General features: G+C 36.1%; 12 protein-coding genes. 3 read left to right on the top strand and 9 right to left on the bottom strand.

Annotated elements, in window-relative coordinates; translation table 11 throughout:
- Positions 1-59: 59 nt before the first annotated feature.
- Complete coding sequence (gene ptrA, locus Q0K76_RS01290; protein ID WP_294610048.1) at positions 60-2,954, bottom strand: pitrilysin; 2,895 nt, start codon at positions 2,952-2,954, stop codon at positions 60-62.
- Positions 2,955-3,056: 102 nt separating this feature from the next.
- Positions 3,057-4,649, bottom strand: coding sequence for a peptide chain release factor 3 (gene prfC / locus Q0K76_RS01285; protein ID WP_294610149.1), 1,593 nt, complete (start codon positions 4,647-4,649; stop codon positions 3,057-3,059).
- A 202-nt stretch (positions 4,650-4,851) separates the two neighbouring features.
- Between prfC and ilvY the strand changes: the two genes are divergently transcribed.
- Together ilvY and Q0K76_RS01275 are read left to right on the top strand one after the other, a co-directional pair.
- Positions 4,852-5,739, top strand: coding sequence for an HTH-type transcriptional activator IlvY (ilvY, locus tag Q0K76_RS01280; RefSeq protein ID WP_294610044.1), 888 nt, complete (start codon positions 4,852-4,854; stop codon positions 5,737-5,739).
- A 167-nt stretch (positions 5,740-5,906) separates the two neighbouring features.
- Complete coding sequence (locus Q0K76_RS01275) at positions 5,907-7,991, top strand: 3-hydroxybutyrate oligomer hydrolase family protein (RefSeq protein ID WP_294610041.1); 2,085 nt, start codon at positions 5,907-5,909, stop codon at positions 7,989-7,991.
- A 69-nt stretch (positions 7,992-8,060) separates the two neighbouring features.
- On the opposite strand, the gene Q0K76_RS01270 is transcribed toward Q0K76_RS01275, so the two are convergent.
- The 7 genes from Q0K76_RS01270 to Q0K76_RS01240 form a co-directional block, all read right to left on the bottom strand.
- Entirely contained in the window at positions 8,061-8,648 is a 588-nt protein-coding gene (locus Q0K76_RS01270) for an ACP phosphodiesterase (protein ID WP_294610038.1), read from the bottom strand.
- A gap of 15 nt (positions 8,649-8,663) precedes the next feature.
- Positions 8,664-9,452 (bottom strand): siderophore-interacting protein, encoded by a 789-nt coding sequence (locus tag Q0K76_RS01265; RefSeq protein ID WP_294610036.1) that lies wholly within the window; start codon positions 9,450-9,452, stop codon positions 8,664-8,666.
- Positions 9,453-9,600: 148 nt separating this feature from the next.
- Positions 9,601-10,263 carry a fructose-6-phosphate aldolase gene (gene fsa / locus Q0K76_RS01260; protein WP_294610033.1) on the bottom strand — a complete coding sequence of 221 codons (663 nt, stop codon included), beginning with the start codon at positions 10,261-10,263 and terminating at the stop codon, positions 9,601-9,603.
- Between the two features lie 68 nt (positions 10,264-10,331).
- Complete coding sequence (locus tag Q0K76_RS01255; protein ID WP_363322361.1) at positions 10,332-11,219, bottom strand: [formate-C-acetyltransferase]-activating enzyme; 888 nt, start codon at positions 11,217-11,219, stop codon at positions 10,332-10,334.
- 16 nt (positions 11,220-11,235) lie between these two features.
- A complete protein-coding gene (locus Q0K76_RS01250) occupies positions 11,236-13,533 on the bottom strand; it encodes a formate C-acetyltransferase (protein ID WP_294610026.1) in 2,298 nt (765 codons plus the stop codon).
- A gap of 90 nt (positions 13,534-13,623) precedes the next feature.
- Positions 13,624-13,938 carry a PTS fructose-like transporter subunit IIB gene (locus Q0K76_RS01245; protein WP_294610023.1) on the bottom strand — a complete coding sequence of 105 codons (315 nt, stop codon included), beginning with the start codon at positions 13,936-13,938 and terminating at the stop codon, positions 13,624-13,626.
- Between the two features lie 29 nt (positions 13,939-13,967).
- The gene (locus Q0K76_RS01240) at positions 13,968-15,053 is read right to left on the bottom strand and encodes a PTS fructose transporter subunit EIIC (protein WP_294610021.1); all 1,086 of its coding nucleotides are present in this window, start codon (positions 15,051-15,053) and stop codon (positions 13,968-13,970) included.
- Between the two features lie 352 nt (positions 15,054-15,405).
- Between Q0K76_RS01240 and ptsP the strand changes: the two genes are divergently transcribed.
- Complete coding sequence (gene ptsP / locus Q0K76_RS01235) at positions 15,406-17,907, top strand: phosphoenolpyruvate--protein phosphotransferase (protein WP_294610019.1); 2,502 nt, start codon at positions 15,406-15,408, stop codon at positions 17,905-17,907.
- The last annotated feature ends 69 nt before the right edge of the window (positions 17,908-17,976 follow it).

The raw sequence follows: 17,976 nt of genomic DNA, 5'->3' as shown, positions 1-17,976 counted from the left end.
GGTGATAACAATGCCAATTTCTGTCAAAATGTTTCAGGTCAGCTATACGTTTTAGTATGTCATTTTAATAAAACATCTTGCAAGGCTGACGCATTTTTGAATTCTGTAAACTCTGTAATAGCTTGTGGCTGTTTAGCACCATCTGAAGATTTACCTAATACTTGTGAAGCCAACACTAATCCTTTTGATTCCATTACTGAATGTTTATAAAAATCGATCAAATCTTGCTGAGTGATTTTTTTGAGTTGAGCGATTTTTTTATTCCGAGAATCAAAAGTAAAGCGGGAATTTTGATAGTCTGGCATATAACGACTAAACTCTTCGTCTAATGTTTGCGGTGGCATATTTAATTCATCAAGTACGGCTTTTTTGTATTGCTCAATATCTTGTTTAGACAATGCTTGTAACTTACTTAGCATAACCGGATAAAATTCTTGATAACGTTTAAACAAATATGCTGGATCATACTGATTACTTTGCACAATAAAACTCATCCCGGCAAAATCACCTACAGTCACAGGACCAGCAAATACAGCATAACCGAGTTGCTCATTAGTACGTAATTGATCAAAAAACCATGGTGATATCATTTTAGACAAAGTATAACTTAACATACCGCTACTGATTCTATCGTAGTCGGTTGGAATATAACTCATCATCAAAGCATGATCCGTGCTTTTAGCTTGCTGAGTAATTTTAGCATCTAACGAATTTTTAATTTTAACATTATCAATCGGTGTAAATTCAACATCTCGCACTAAGTTTTTTTGAATAGAATGATAAAGATCTAAAGAATCCTCGTTAGACAAGTTACCCAAACTAATCATATAAGGTACTGAGCGAGTAAGTAAATTATCACGGTAAGCTACAATATCTTCAATGCTAATATTAGCGGTAATTTGGCGTTTTTCATCCCGTTCATAATAACGCGGTAATACTGACAACACATTAACCGGCTGAACCGCTAACCAGTAACTTTTAGCATGTTCTGCTTTATCAAGTTCTTGCAGATACCAAGATTTAGCCAAAGCTAAAGTTTGTTCATCAATAGTAACATTACGATAACTATCAAGTACTGCGGTAACCATTTTTGGTAAATGTTGACTAAAACCACTTGCTGAAATCATCAAGCCACTATCGCTGCCAGTAGATAATGAAATTCCCGCAACCCCTGCTTGAAATTGTAAATTATCTAAATTTCGGCTAACAATATAATCAAGTAATTTAAAAGCGACATCTGATTTGGCCGATGCAAAAGCTTGATTATTACGTAACGAAACCACAATAGCGGCTTTAGGTTCATTTTTAAAATACTGGCTAACAAAATGGATATGATTACCACGTTTACTAAATTCAGCCGGTTGAGCCTGATTACTATTTTGCTTAGTAATTGAAAAATCATCAGGAATAAACGGATTTAACTCAGGTAGTGAAAATGAATAAGATTTACCTAACTTTAGCCAATTCGCTTTTTGTTCAGCAGTAATATTATCGATTTTATAAGGAGCTTCGACAAAATAAGCCATTTTGTTAGTGGTTTGATCTGGCGAAATCACCCAGATTCTGACATTATCTGGAGTTAAGCTTTTTAGGCGAGCAATGATTGCTGTTTTATCTAAATTAGTAGCAATATAATCAGAATTTAACACATTTTGAACCGGATATAACAACATTTGATCTGATAACCATTCTACATACGACATATCACGGTTAATATCTTCATATTTAAATTCTAATGCTAAAACTTTCTTTAGCTCCTCATAATAAGCATCAGCAATGCCTTGTTTTTGAATTAATTGTAAATAATTGAAAATAGCAGCAATTACTTTATCTTTTTGAGCTAGTCCGTCATCAGTTAAACTCACATTAATACTGAACATACCACTGTTACCATAACGGATTGGATCATTAGTTGCACTAATACTCTCAATCAAACCTTGTTTTTGTAACAAATCAAACACTGTATTTTGACTACGGTTACTCAGCAAATAAGCAATATATTCATCACTCTTACTTGCAAATTTGGTTAAATTATTTTCCATAGGGAATTGTAACAACAGCAATTTTTTCGGTTGTGCTGGTACCATAGCAATCTGTTTACCTAGGCAATTAGGTGTGAGTGCCGGTTTATCAATTTGAGGAGCTTGAATATTTTTATTCGAAATTTGACCAAAGGTAGTTGCTGCTAATTTAGCTAATTTACTCATGGCTTGATTACTATAAATCACACCCACCATGATATTGGCAGAATAATAGTCGTTATGAAAATTAACTAATGCATCTTGTAATTTACTGCTTGGTTTGTTACTTAACGTTTGTAAATTACCACCCGAAAATTGGGCTGCTGGATGCGCTTGATTAATAGTTTCAGCATTGACCTGCTCTATTCGAAAACCATCATTAGATCTTGCCATAGTCATTTCGGCATTTACTGCATTACGCTCTTTATCAGCAAAATTAGGATCTAATTTAGGCTCAGCAATCGCATCAGCTAAATAATCAAGTGCAGTATCTAATGCACTATTTTCAACTTCAAAATAAAAAGCAGTTCGATGAGGGGCAGTACTAGCATTGTAACTACCAGAATGACGGTTCAAAAACTGTGAAAAACTCGCTGGCTCTGGATACTTTTTAGACCCCATTAGTACCATATGTTCAGTATAATGGGCTAAACCTTGCTGATCACTTGGATCTTGCAATGAGCCTACTGGCAAAGCCAGTGCTGCAAGAGATTTTACCGCTTTAGGATCAGAAACCAATAAAACTCGCATCTTATTTGCCAATTCAATGACTTCATATTGGCGATTATCACGATCACTTTGTTGAACTTTCTCGAGCAAAACCGGATGGGTAAGCTTGTTTTCACTAGCGAAAGTAAAAGAAGAAGCAGTAATCAACAAAGATAAACAAAAACTACTTATCAAATTAACAAGTTTACTGGTTTTATAGATCATAATAAGCACTCTCTTAATGGGATCAGCAGAAATTTTTAAGGCACCAGGTTAATTTAACACTATTTTTTTATAACAATATGATTTAAGTGCCCGATTATAAAATTAATGTTCGCGAGTTTTTCTAAACTCAACATCAGGATAACGTTCTTGTGTTAAATTAAGATTAACCATACTTGGGGCAATATAAGATAAGTTATCTCCGCCATCCAATGCCAAGTTCTGCTCACATTTACGTTTAAACTCTTCCATTTTTTTCGTATCGCTACACTCAACCCATCGGGCAGTAGTTACATTAACTGGTTCATAAATCGCTTCGACATTATATTCTGATTTTAAGCGAGCGACCACTACATCAAACTGAAGTACCCCAACCGCACCCACAATTAAATCATTATTAATTATTGGTCGGAATACCTGCACTGCACCTTCTTCGGATAACTGCACCAAACCTTTTAATAATTGCTTCTGTTTGAGAGGATCTTTTAAACGAATACGGCGGAACAATTCGGGCGCAAAGTTAGGAATACCTGTGAACTTAAGATCTTCGCCTTGAGTAAAAGTATCACCAATTTGAATAGTACCATGATTGTGCAAACCAATGATATCTCCAGCATAAGCCTGTTCAACTTGCTCACGATCACCCGCCATAAAGGTCAACGCATCAGAAATGTTCACATCTTTGGCAATTCTTACATGACGTAATTTCATGCCTTTTTCATATTTACCCGATACGATCCGCAAAAAGGCTACCCGGTCGCGGTGTTTTGGATCCATATTGGCTTGAATTTTGAAAACAAAGCCAGTGAATTTATCTTCGCTTGCCGCCACTTCACGTTTATCGGTCTGTCGTGGTTGTGGGGTTGGTGCCCAAGCGGTTAATCCGTCCAACATATGATCAACGCCAAAATTACCGAGGGCCGTACCGAAAAATACTGGCGTCAAATCACCCGATAAAAACGCCTCTAAATCAAACTCATTAGATGCCCCTTGTACCAATTCAAGTTCATCACGCAATTGCTGAGCTAAATCCTCACCGACAGCGGCATCGAGTTGCGGATTGGTTAAGCCTTTAATAATGCGCACTTCTTGAATGGTATGCCCTTGACCTGACTGGTACAAATAAGTCTCATCTTTAGCTAAATGGTAAACACCTTTAAATAACTTACCACAACCGATTGGCCAAGTAATCGGGGCACACATAATATTAAGTTCATTCTCGACTTCATCCAATAGTTCCATTGGATCGCGAATATCACGATCGAGTTTATTCATGAAAGTTAAAATTGGCGTATTACGTAAACGTGTCACTTCCATTAGTTTACGGGTACGATCTTCGACCCCCTTAGCAGCATCAATCACCATCAAGCAACTATCAACGGCAGTAAGTGTGCGGTAAGTATCTTCAGAAAAGTCCTCATGTCCTGGCGTATCTAACAAATTAACTAAACAGTCGTTATAAGGAAATTGCATTACAGAAGTCGTAATTGAGATCCCTCGCTGTTTTTCCATTTCCATCCAGTCAGATTTGGCATGCTGCGCATTGGCACCACGTCCTTTTACCGTACCGGCGGTTTGAATAGCTTGTCCAAATAATAATACCTTTTCGGTAATAGTGGTTTTACCGGCATCAGGATGAGAAATTATCGCAAACGTGCGACGAGCATTAACTTCATCTAAATAAGCTTGTTCAGTCATAGAAATAATTGTATTTATCATTTAAAAATAATCGCATATTCTAGCAGGTATCATTTTATATTGCCATGCATGTTACAACTCAGGCTATTTACCTTAGCTAATTATCTATGCATAATACTTAGCTAACATTGAACAATGATGGTTATAGCCTGACAAAAAGTTTCAGGTTAACCTAACGTTTGAGTATAAAACGGCACCGACAATGAATTTACGTGATTTAAAATTATTTTTACATTTGTGTGAAACCTGCCATTTTGGTATGACCGCCGATGCCATGCATGTAAGTCCATCAACTTTGTCGCGGCAGATTCAGCGCATGGAAGAACATTTTGGCCATCCGCTCTTTATTCGCGATAATCGGCAAGTACAAATTACCCAGGCTGGTGAAAAAGTTAAACGTTTTGCCCGTAACGTTATCAATCAACATTTACAATTACGGCAAGATATTGATCAGTCAGATCAACAATTAATAGGCGAACTTAAACTCTTTTGTTCAGTTACCGCCGCCTACAGTCACTTACCGGATATATTAGATCGATATCGAATTAGTTTTCCCTTAGTTGAAATTAAATTATCAACAGGTGATGCGGCCGATGCCGTTGAAAAAATCCAATCGAGTGAAGCAGATCTCGCTATTGCTGGTCGGCCAAAACAATTACCGGCAGGCGTCGAATTTTTAAAATTAGGCGAAATTGAAATGGTATTACTTATACCAAAACTAAATAGCTCATTTAGTGACAAATTACATCAAAAAAAGCCAGACTGGCACAATATACCATTCATTTTACCGGAACATGGACCAAGCCGGCATCGAATTGATTTATGGTTTAAACAACAAAAAATCACCAGCCCCAAAATTTATGCCACCGTTGCTGGTCATGAAGCAATTGTATCTATGGTGGCTTTAGGTTGTGGTGTTGCGCTACTGCCTAAAGTGGTTATGGAAAACAGTCCCGAAAGAGTTAGAGAACGTATTACCGAATGGTCAACCAATTTGATGCAACCTTTCGATGTAGGAATATGTGTACAAAAAAGGCGTTTATCCGAAAAAATTATTGCAGCCTTTTGGACACTTGCTAGTCTAAATTAAGCAAACAACTACTCGTTAAGCAAACAACTACACGATTAAAATATTAATGTATAATTAAATTATAACAACACATATCTAACATAAAATATATAATTTACTCATAAATGTTTACAACTTATTTGAAATCATTTAGTTGTTGCCGGAAGAAAGAATAGGAAATAATTACAATGAATACGCCAAAAACAACAATAACAACCTTAATATCTATACTGCTTTTCTCTGCTATTATTACGCCATTAACTTTACTCGCTACACCAAGCAAACGCCTAACATTAACTGGTGTTAATCCTCAATTAATTAAATCACCCGAACATTTAACCATTATCAGTTCAACTTACTATGATGGCGATAGTGATGATTTAGTCACAGCTGGTTTAGGCTTTACTCGTTTATCTAATAACGCATTTAAAACAACTTTTACTAATCCTAAGCAACCTACCTTGCAAGAACTGAGGCAAGCGAAACTAAATCGCTTTATCAATAGCAAAACTGGGGAAGGTTCGTTGTTTGGCTTTAGACAGCAAGAATTAACGCCTTTATTTGATGGTAAAATAGCCGGCACTGAAATATTAGCGACCATCGAGAGTAATAATGAAAAAGTGGGTTTATTATTACAAATCCCACTTGATTTTGATAAAAATAAACCCTGCATTATTGCGGTTCCTTCAACAGATTTAGATGGATTATTTAACGCCAAAGATCTGCAAATCCGTGGTTTATGGGGACTACGGCATAACTGTGCGGTGGTGTATAATGACAAAGGCTTAGCAAACAGTATTTATGATATTACTCAACAACGTGGATATAGTTTAGCGGGGATGACCCAAACCACCAATTTGTTATTTCATCCAACCATTGATGATCACAACAGCTTCATCCAAGAATATCCCAACCGTTTTGCAATAAAACAATTACATTCTAAAGCGAATTTAGAACAATATTGGGCAGAATATATCCTAAAATCGATTGAATTTGCGTTTTATCAACTCAATTTAAAATTCTCTACAACGCAAACTATTATTTTTAACAAAGATAACACCCTTGTTTTAGTTTATGGTGCTAGTGATGGAGCTGGGGCGGCACTAAAAGCAGGCGAATTGGATAAAGATAACATTATCAAAGGAATTGTTGCCGTTAATCCACAAATTTATTCTATTTTACCTAAAACCCCTATTACCATTAAGTATGGTAAAAATTCCGCAAAAAAAATAGCATCAAAATCTATTGCTGATTACAGCACTTATGCAGCATTGTATATTCCTTGCGCAGTGCCAGCAATTGTTGCCAAAAATACTAAAAGCTATATACCATATGCTGATAGATTTCTTTATGCCAAAAATCGCTGTAATGCACTGAAAAAAGCAAAATTATTAAAAAAAGCAACGCCGCAAGAAGCATTGAAAAAATTACGTCAATATGGTTGGACAGCCAATATGGATATTCAACTTCCTTATTTTTACTTCAAAGAGTCCATTGGCTTGCCATACCAGTATATTAGTGCATATGGTCGCTTTGATGTAAATGACAATATGTGTAATTATTCAGTGGCCAGCACCCAACAAAATCCAATTTACTATAAAGGCGATGTAGAGCCCCTAAAAGAAGTTAGTTTTGAACAACTTTGGGGACTTGCTAATGGTCATTTACCATTATGGCTTAACGATGATGCTACTGTATTGGATCTAGTTAATAATAAAGATCTTGACTCACCAAAACGCGATTTCTATTCAAGTTCACAACAGAAAGGTAAAATTGATTACAATACGAATGGGGCAATTTGTTTGCGTAATAAATTAAAAGATCCACGCGTTCAAGAAGGACTCAATCAAGTAACAATGACAGGTAATTTAAATGAAATTAAGACGTTTATTGTACATGCCCGTAATAATGTCAAACAGTTACCCGATACCGCGCGTGCTTATGTAGCCTTGAATAGCCTAGTTGAAAATAAAACATCACAATTACGTTATATCGAAGTTGAAAATACCAGTTATTTAAGTGGAGAGGTGCCATTTGATAACACTTTACTCCCGATTGATTATTATGGGGAAGATGCCATGGAATGGCTATGGGCAAACCTAACCACCAATGCTACCCTACCAGAAAGTCAAATAGTACGAGCCAAAGCTCAGGGGGGCAAAAGCGGCTATGCACCAGGCGTAACAACTAAACAATTAATCCCAATATCACAATTGCCTAATCGTAAAAATCTGATCATAAAACAAAATGGCAAAATTATTCTACCAAATTAAGCCATTTTAAAATCTTATTGCAATAGTTATCGGGTAATTTGTTATAGTTTACCCGATAATTCCAGTCTACTAGTTAGCATCGTTAACCGACTCTATCGCTAAACACATCTTAGGATAAAGCATAAAAAACAAAGATTCTAATTGAGCATAGTGTTGTTTGATATCATCAATGGTCTGTTTCAATAAATACAGTTTTGGTCGCCTTGTCGCCATGCCAGCTAACACCTTACCAACAAAGTCAATTGCGGCATAATTTTCTAACCATTTACCTTGCCACATCGCTTGCATAAAATGCTGATAATCTAATGGATAAACATCAATATATGGTAGGATTTGTTGCTGTGTTGCTTGATTAAATTCACTGACATTACTGGTTACACCATAATCTTGCCAATATTTAGACAAAAAATGATCCCAAACAATATCTAAACTAATAGCAGCAACGCGTTGATGCGTTTTTCGAAATAATGATTTGGCTTGTTTAACTTCGGGCAAACTATCGGTCATCATATCGATTTTACGGTGCAACATAATACCATCGGCAATAATATCGGGATAAATGGCATAAGGATCACCTTTCACAAAATCAGCCAGCGTATTACCAATTAAGGAACTATTGGCTAACGTGGCCAAATGTAGATGAGCAAGAATATTCATGAGTCAGTTGATTGATTAATCACGACGGCAGAACTCACCTTCGGCAAATCCTTCACGCCAATAACTGATAATTTGCACCGCATCAGCCTTAAGATCGGGATACTTATCTTTTATAGCATGGCGTAGCTGCTGAGCTAATGAACTTTCCATACCACCCCAAAATAATAGTTGCGGATGATAAGCAAAATCAGCTTTCAATATCGCTTCAATCAATTGGTTGGGTTGCTGACTATTTGCTATTAACCAGTTAATTTCAACGTTATCATTTTTGGGTAATGGCATTACGTCAGATTGATGATTAACCTCAATAAAAGCACTTGCTTTTTGGTTGTCAGGTAAATGTTCTAAGCTATAACAAATAGCAGGAACTGCTGCCATATCACCGATTAAAACCAAATAACTATTGTCAAATACTGTTTTCGATCCCATACCAATCAGACCAATTTGATCGCCATCTTTAGCACACTGAGCCCAAAGCGTAGCAACACCATTAGCATGGATAGCAAAATCTACAACTAATTGATTAGTGATTTTATCATATTGGCGAATACTATAAGTGCGAGCGAGTTTACGTACATTGTCGGTTAATAGTACTTTACCTTTTTCATCAAATTCAGGGAAAGTAATTGCTTTAGTGATAGGATCAGCGAAAAGTAGTTTTAAATGAGGCCCCACCCAGAGTGGATTTATTTGTAACGATTTATCACAACTAAAATAGATGCGAATAAAATTGTGTGATAAGCGCACAACCTTACTTACAGTTAGTAGCCCATTGACTATTATTCTTGATGATTTCTCTGCCATGATGTAACTCCGCATTCTTCATGATGAATATGCGAAATATCATACACTAAAATTGCTAAAACTAGCCTATCTTTTTAGCAAATAAACAACTAACCCAATCCTATTAATAGTGTTGGGTTAGTAACTTTAAATATGATGATTTAATTTATTAATACTTTAATGAGCCAAATGCGGCACACCAGTCTTGATCAAACTTAGTGATCGCCGCATCCACAGCGGGATCACCAATAAATAACTCAGCCACATCAACCGGTAATGTAATGGCTTTACAGCCTGCCAACATACAATCTAACGCTTGTCTTGGGGTTCTAAAACTCGCCGCTAACACCATAGATTCCGGGCAATGTAATTCCAATAATTTTTGTAATTCTTGCACGGTATCTTTACTATTACCACCTTGAGCATCAATGCGATTAACATAAGGCGCAATATATTTGGCACCAGCTAGTGCACCTAAAAATCCTTGTCCAGCCCCATAAACAGCTGTTCCTAATGTTGGTACCCCTTGTTTGGTCAACTCTTTAATGGCAATTAACCCTTCTGCATTAACCGGAATTTTAGTCACTAAATTAGGGACGACTTTTCTTAATTGCTCTGATTCTTTGATCATCTGTTTAGCATCACCAGCAAGGACTTGAGCAAATAATAATTTATCAGCACCTAAAATATCTTGTAGCTCAGCAAGTAACGAAAAGATAGCCTTTCCAGATTTAGCCACAATACTTGGATTAGTGGTTACGCCACTGATGGGCAAAACTGCGGCTAATCGTTTAATGGCTGCAATATCAGCGGTATCTAAATATAATTCCATGATTAACTCCTATTAAAATATGATAACTTATTACATTCATTGTTCATTGTACCTGTTCAAAAACCATTTTATCCACCTTTAACAACTTGGTATCCATAACTTTCGATAAGTTGTTTAATATTATTAATTTGTTCTGCTGTTGGTACCTTTATCTCTTTCAATTGGTAAGGTTGATGAATAAGTTCATATTTCGGTTCACCAAATTTATGAAAAGGTAGAATATGAACTTCTTTAATGCGTTCAAATCCCGTCAAGAAAGATAATACTTTTAAGACATTTTCTTCTGATAAAGTATACCCAGGAATCAATGGTAATCTTGGGATTAAATTAATATTATGAAAATACAATTGCCTAAAATTATCCAATACCCGTGTTAAATGAATATTAAGTATTTGCTGCGCTTTTAAAGGCTCCATAATTTTAAAATCAAATAACACTTCATCACACTGACTAGCTAGCGCTAAAAAATCCGCAAATCGACCATCACCTGCGGTTTCAATCGCAGTATTCACATCTAATTGTTTTAGTTTTCGAAGTAATTGAGTGGCAAATTTTGCCTGTAAAAGCACTTCACCACCCGATAATGTTACTCCACCACCAGAAGAACGGAAAAAGATCTCATCTTTTAAAATTTGTTTAATCAATTCATCTAAATGAATATCGTAACCAATTTTTTCTAATGCTCCACTTGGGCATTCATCATAATCATTAGCACAAACATGACATTTAATACATTTGGATTTTCGTCTAACAATTTGAATTTTGCGGGAAATGGATTCAGGATTTGCACACCATGGGCAACGATGTGGACAACCTTTAAAAAAAACGACGGTACGAATACCACTACCGTCGTTTAAAGAATAACGTTGAATATTAAAAATTCGAGCAATATTGTTGTGACTCACCTGAGTAATTTCAGGTGAGCAATTTAATTGAACATGCGAATTACTGCTCAAATCCTTAGACATATCATTACAATTGATGAGCAGTTCGGCGGATGATATCATCCTGAATCTCCTTAGATAGCTCAACAAAGAAAGCACTGTAACCTGCAACTCGCACCACTAAACCTGCATAATCTTGTGGTCTTTGTTGCGCTGCTTTTAAGGTATCAGCATTAACTACATTAAACTGCACATGTTGCAATTTTAATTTGCTAAAGGCATGTAAAAAGTTAGCCAATTTATGTAAACCATTTTCACCTTCTAAAGTACTTGGGGTAAATTTAACATTAAGTAAAGTACCATTGGATAAAAGATAATTATCTAATTTACTCACCGATTTTAATACCGCTGTTGGGCCATTCATATCTTGTCCTAACATTGGCGATAAACCACCATCAGCAAGCTGCTCACCAGCATAGCGACCATCAGGAGTAGCCCCAACAACCGCACCAAGAGGAACATGAGCCGAAACAGTATACGATCCCGGAGTAAATTTACCTCCTCGTGGATTACCATATTTTTCAACTTCTTTACAGTAAACTCGCAGTAACTCGGCACTAATATTATCGACTTCTTCAATATCATTACCATATTTGCCAAAACGATTAATTAAGCGGGTTCTAATTTTTTCGCCCTCTGCCCCGCTAAAATTATCTTTCAATACGGCTAATAATTGTTTGAAAGAGATCCTTTTTTCGTCAAATACCATGCCTTTAAGGGCAAATAAAGAATCACTTAAATTGGCGATACCAATACCTTGAACACCAGAAAAATTATAGCGTGCGCCACCTTCGGTAATATCTTTACCTTTTTCAATACAATCCAAAATAAAAGAGGACAACAATGGCACCGGAGCCCAGTCTCGATGACCAATATCACAAATATTACTGCCTTCAGCCATCAATTTGACATAGTAGCGAATATTTTCTTTAATCTGCTCCAAGAGACTCTCATAAGTCACATTAGGATTATTTTCATTTTCAAATAAAGTAATTTCCATTACTTTAAGTAAATTAAACATCGCAATATCATGTAAGCCATATGTTCTACCCGGAATAGACAACTCCACACAACCAACCACTGAATAATCGCGAGCATCTTCTAAAGAAACACCACGATTTAAAAAAGCAGGAATAATTACTTCATCATTAAAAATTTGTGGAATTCCGGTTCCTAAACGAACGGTTTCAGCGGTTTTAATTAAAAACTGACGATCGATTAGCTCATTAATTCTTACGCCTAAATTAGGTTGCGGTAAGCGAATTTCTTGATAAGCATCTAAACATAATGTTGATAGATCATTTACTGCACTATGTCCTATTTCATTCAAGCCTCCTAATAAAATAGTATAGCCAGAAGGGAATCCAGCAAAATATCTAGCACTAGAAGTAGAACGCAATAACACAATATCATTACATTTAACCCACAATGATGCGAGTAACTCTTTTAAAAAAGCAGGATCTTCACTCTTGGCTAACGAAGCCTGATAAAATGGCCACATATACTGATCAAAGCGACCTAATGAAATTGAGCTGGCATTAGATTCATATTGTAAAATAATATTCATATACCAAAATAACTGGCAAGCTTCATAAAAATCAGTTGGCTTATCATGAGCAATTCGTTTAGATATAACCGCAATCTTTTCTAGCTCTTGCTGACGCTGACGATCTTGACAACTTGCTGCCATTTTTTGAGCGAGTTCTGCATAACGTAAAATGTGTAACTGCGCGGCATCTAACACAATTTTTGCCGCTTGGTAAAAATGATTATCAGGGTGATTATTGCACAGTTCACTCAATTCTTCGCTTAAACGATGTAAACCATTTTCAAGCAATCTTGGGTAATCAATAATAATATGGCCTTGGCCTTTGTCGGTTTGATTAATACTAAAAATGGCTTTATGTTCAGCATCTTTTACATTTTCGGGAATTTGCTGATTAATAAAGTCTTTCATCGAACGATTTTCCCAATATAGGTAAAGTTGGTTGCGATAAATTTGCTTATCTTGTGGTGAAATATTAAAACGATCTTGAGGGCGAGTTGGAAAGCCATCTAATTCTTTCAATAACCAATAAGGATCCATCTCTGGTGAAATAATACCAGAGCGTGGTTTTATGGTTCTATTACCAGCAATAAGTTCATTATCACGAATAGATATTGCAACTTTAGCTAAAATATTGGCTGTAGCTTTAGCCCGCCGTATAATAGTCGGCTCACCTTCCGTCTGTTTATGGCTCTCGGTATAAAGGAGTGCTCTTTCTAATGAAATTTCTCTTGTTTGTCTAAACAAATCTGCCTTTAATTGTTCAATGCGAGTGACCATAACCTTACCTCTTGATAAATAGGTTATAGCATTGAATCTATAACCTTTATTACTTTAAATTAAAAAAATAGATAATCAAACCGACCAGTACTATTTATTTAAATTTTCTTCGATTTTATTGAGTATTAAATCTGCCTTTTTTACTGCATCACTAATAGCGATACGGGCAATGGGTTTATTTTTAAACCGATCTTCATTTTTAATACCAATATCTTTGGTCAATATAATAAAATCAGCATTTGCAATATCTTCATTAGTGAGTTCATTTTCAATACCGATTGAACCTTGAGTTTCAACTTTGCAAGACCAACCCTTTTCTTTAGCAGCTTTTTCTAAAGATTCTGCCGCCATATAAGTATGTGCAACTCCAGATGGGCAAGCGGTTACCGCGATAATATTTACCATATCTTTCTCCTTTTCAAACAAAAACATTATTAACCGATGTCAAATGTAATATCTAAATCATCATCATTGGATTGATTGCTAACTGATTTATTTTTGCTACTAGTAAAGCGCTTTAAAAGTACAATAGATAAAGCGCATGTAATTGCACCAACTGCAAGTGCTAAAATAAAACCTAATTTTCCTGTTACCACAGGTAAAACAATTAATCCCCCCCAACCGGCATAGCATTCTGCACCTAACAATGCCGCAACAGCGCCACCCACAGCCGAGCCCAACATAGTAGAAGGAATAACTCTCAACGGATCGGATGCGGCAAACGGAATCGAACCTTCAGTAACACCAACCAGTCCCATTACAATCGATGCTTTGCCGGCCTCTTTTTCTTCAGTATCAAATAGTTTTCTATCAATTAATGTAGCCAAACCAGTACCTAACGAAGGCGATGCAATACCAACAGCGGCAATAGCAACAATCGTGTAAATCCCCTCACCTACGCAAATTAACATAAAGGCATAGGCCACCTTATTAACTGGTCCACCTAAATCAAAGCCCAACATTGCTCCCATAATTAACGCTAACACCACAATACTGCCATCTTGCATACCGCGTAACCATGTGGTTAAAGAGGTAGTTAACATACCAATTGGCTCACCAAGGGCCCACATCATTGTTCCGGCGGTTAGGAAAGTACCAATTATAGGAATAATAAAAATGGGCATAACTGAACGAAAAATGGGTGGCACTTTGATTTTTTTAAGGTAAAACACCACAATACCACCTAATAACCCGGCAATTAAAGCACCAAAAAAACCAGCGCCAAAAGATGCACCAACCCAAGCACCGATAGCACAAGGCGCTAATGCTGCTCTTTCTGAGATAGAATAACCAATATAAGCCGCCAAAAAAGGAATCATTAGTGTTAAACCAGCTCCACCAATTTGGAATAACTTATTTAAAAAAGGATCATTAACTGGATCCGGTACACCACCTTGCCCCAATAACATCACTGATACCGCTAGCAAAATACCACCAGAAACCACAAATGGAATCATATGCGAAACACCAGTCATTAAATGTTGTCGGGTATTTTTTAATATTAAAACTAAATCTTTCATACTTTTTATACCTCCTGCTGCACTTTTTAATTTTTATTATTAATTGGCTATCATAGTAGAAAATGTTTACCATCAACCACAGAGGAGAAACATGCTATTTACTGGATTTTTGTACTCATCCTAAAAAAATGAGATCTACATCAAATTTTATAGTTTTTACCATATTAACAAGGTTAAATAAAATGTGACAAAGATCACAAATCAATTTTTACATTACTTTTGTCCAGTTATTGTCAATTTTTTCACATAGTTTTATTTAGCTAGTCATTTATGCTCTTAATTAATTATTAATTTGATTCGTGCAATTAGGAGCACTGTAATTAATTAGCCGTAATTAATTAGGAGAATAGATATGGTGAAAAAAATTACCTTTGCCTGTGTGTTACCAAATGGTATACATGCGCGCCCGGCTAGCAATATTGAAAAAATCTGTAAACAATTCGTCAGTGCAATTGAGTGGCATAATCTACGTACTAACGTAACAGCAGATGCTAAAAGTGTTCTGTCATTAATTAGTTCCAATACCTTACTTAATGATAACTGTCATTTATTAATTGATGGAATAGATGAAGAGCAAGCCTATCAACGATTGAGCACTTTTATTGAAAATGAATTTCCATTTTGTGATGAAGCATTAACATCCACTACTGATGATGAAATTACCCCCTTACCACGCTCACTGAGTAATTTAAATCCACACATTATCCGAGCAAAAGCGGTTTGCGGTGGGGTTGCAACTGGAGTTTTGAAACAAGTTGCTAATATAGATCTTAATAAAATTGGTGACTTCCCGGCAGCTGAATCAATCGAGAAAGAACAAAACAAGGTCAAAAATGCACTAACAAAATTAACCAAAGTCATTGCGTTACAAATTGAGTGTGCAGCTGAAACCTCAAAAGATATTTTATCTGCTCATCAAGCAATTTTAGAAGATCCCTCATTTTATGAACTAATCGAACTAAACCTCAGCTCCAATTTAACGGCTGGTGCGGCAATTATCAACACCGCAAAATTCTTTAGTGATCAACTGATTAATTCCGGTAGTGAGTATTTAAAAGAACGAGTATTAGATATCCGTGACGTCTGTTTTCAACTACTACAACAAATTTATGGTGAAAATCAATTTTCTGCTCACCAAAAACTCACCGCCCCAACCATTTGCATCGCTGAAGAACTAACGCCAAGTCAATTTTTAGAATTAGATAAAAAATACCTCAAAGGACTTTTGTTAGTACAAGGTGGCACCACTTCACATACTGTGATATTAGCCCGATCATTCAATATTCCAACTTTGGTTGGTGTGGATATTGAAATATTAAAAAACCATATGGATAAGCAAGTTCAAATTGATGGTGATTTAGGATTTATCGCTTATAATCTATCACCTCAAGTGATGCGTTATTATCAATTAGAATCTAATTTGAACGCTAAATTAGCTGAAAAACAAAAAGTCTTTATTGATGTTGCAGGCACAACTGCTGATGGCACTAAAGTTGAGATTGCCGCCAATATTGCTCACTCAATCGAAGCTCAAGCTGCATTTAATAGTGGCGCCGAATCAATTGGATTATTTCGTACCGAAATGCTGTATATGGATCGCCATAATGAACCATCAGAAGATGAACTATATAATACCTTTTGCCAAGCAATTGAAGTTGCGAAGCAACGAACAATTATTATAAGAACATTTGATATTGGCGGAGACAAACCAGTAAATTACCTGAATATTCCGAGTGAAAATAATCCATTTTTAGGTTACCGAGCGGTACGTATTTATCAAGAATATTTAACCTTATTTAGAACCCAATTACGGGCAATTTTAAAAGCCTCAGCGCATGGCAAATTAAAAATTATGATCCCAATGATATCTTCAATGGAAGAAATATTATGGATCAAAGAAGAGTTAGCCAACATCAAACAATCACTACGTAATCAAAAAATCCCCTTTGATGAAAAAATTCCTCTCGGTATTATGTTAGAAGTTCCTTCGGTAATGTTCATCATTGACCAATGTTGTGAAGAGATTGATTTTTTCAGTATTGGCAGTAATGATTTAACCCAATATTTATTAGCCGTGGATCGTGATAATGCCAAAGTCACTAAACACTATAATAGCTTAAATCCGGCATTTTTACGCGGATTAGACCATATAGTAAAAACCGTTCACCACTATGGTAAATGGGTTGGAATATGCGGTGAATTAGCTAGCAAAGGTTCAGTATTACCGCTACTTGTTGGCTTAGGATTAGATGAACTGAGTATGAATTCGCCCAATATTCTTGCCACTAAAGCCCGTCTAGCAAAATTAAATCGTTCAGATTGCCGGCTATTATTAAATAAAGCCATGGATTGTCGAACTTCGCTAGAAGTGGAACATTTACTGGCACAATTTCGTATGGAACAAGCAGAAATCCCCCTTATCACTACCCAAACTATTACCATTGCCCCTGACTGGTTAAGTAAAGAAGAAGTGATTAAAGGTATGACTGATAATCTATTAGTTGCAGGAAGGTGCCGTTATCCCCAAAAATTAGCCGAAGATATTTGGTTACGTGAAGATGTATTTTCAACAGCATTAGGCTTTGGTTTTGCAATTCCTCATACCAAATCAGAACATATTGAACAATCAACAATTAGTGTCACTAAGTTAGCTACGCCGATAATTTGGGGAGAGGAAGAGGTAAACTTTGTAATCATGTTGACCTTAAATAAACATACTGCAGGCGATCAACATATGCGCATCTTTTCAAAATTAGCTAGACGCATTATGCATGAACAATTCCGTACTTTATTAACGACCAGCACGAGTGCACAGGAAATTGAAAATATTTTAATCAAAGAGTTAGAAATTTAGCATTTTCCAGTCTAAACAATCTCAATTCCGTCAGTATAGCTTGCTGACGGAATAATAGCTAAACTGTTT

The sequence above is a fragment of the uncultured Gilliamella sp. genome (genome assembly GCA_945271295.1).
In the GTDB taxonomy this organism is placed as follows: domain Bacteria; phylum Pseudomonadota; class Gammaproteobacteria; order Enterobacterales; family Orbaceae; genus Gilliamella.
Note: the sequence above shows the minus strand (reverse complement) of the source record. Positions and strands in the feature narration are given on the sequence as shown.

Bases quoted from the DNA above. Each gene is read 5' to 3' on its own strand.
- fsa (WP_294610033.1), bottom strand. From the start codon at position 10,263: ATGGAATTATATTTAGATACCGCTGATATTGCAGCCATTAAACGATTA.
- ilvY (WP_294610044.1), top strand. From the start codon at position 4,852: ATGAATTTACGTGATTTAAAATTATTTTTACATTTGTGTGAAACCTGC.
- ptsP (WP_294610019.1), top strand. From the start codon at position 15,406: ATGGTGAAAAAAATTACCTTTGCCTGTGTGTTACCAAATGGTATACAT.
- Q0K76_RS01240 (WP_294610021.1), bottom strand. From the start codon at position 15,053: ATGAAAGATTTAGTTTTAATATTAAAAAATACCCGACAACATTTAATG.
- Q0K76_RS01270 (WP_294610038.1), bottom strand. From the start codon at position 8,648: ATGAATATTCTTGCTCATCTACATTTGGCCACGTTAGCCAATAGTTCC.
- Q0K76_RS01275 (WP_294610041.1), top strand. From the start codon at position 5,907: ATGAATACGCCAAAAACAACAATAACAACCTTAATATCTATACTGCTT.
- Q0K76_RS01265 (WP_294610036.1), bottom strand. From the start codon at position 9,452: ATGGCAGAGAAATCATCAAGAATAATAGTCAATGGGCTACTAACTGTA.
- Q0K76_RS01250 (WP_294610026.1), bottom strand. From the start codon at position 13,533: ATGGTCACTCGCATTGAACAATTAAAGGCAGATTTGTTTAGACAAACA.
- ptrA (WP_294610048.1), bottom strand. From the start codon at position 2,954: ATGATCTATAAAACCAGTAAACTTGTTAATTTGATAAGTAGTTTTTGT.
- prfC (WP_294610149.1), bottom strand. From the start codon at position 4,649: ATGACTGAACAAGCTTATTTAGATGAAGTTAATGCTCGTCGCACGTTT.
- Q0K76_RS01245 (WP_294610023.1), bottom strand. From the start codon at position 13,938: ATGGTAAATATTATCGCGGTAACCGCTTGCCCATCTGGAGTTGCACAT.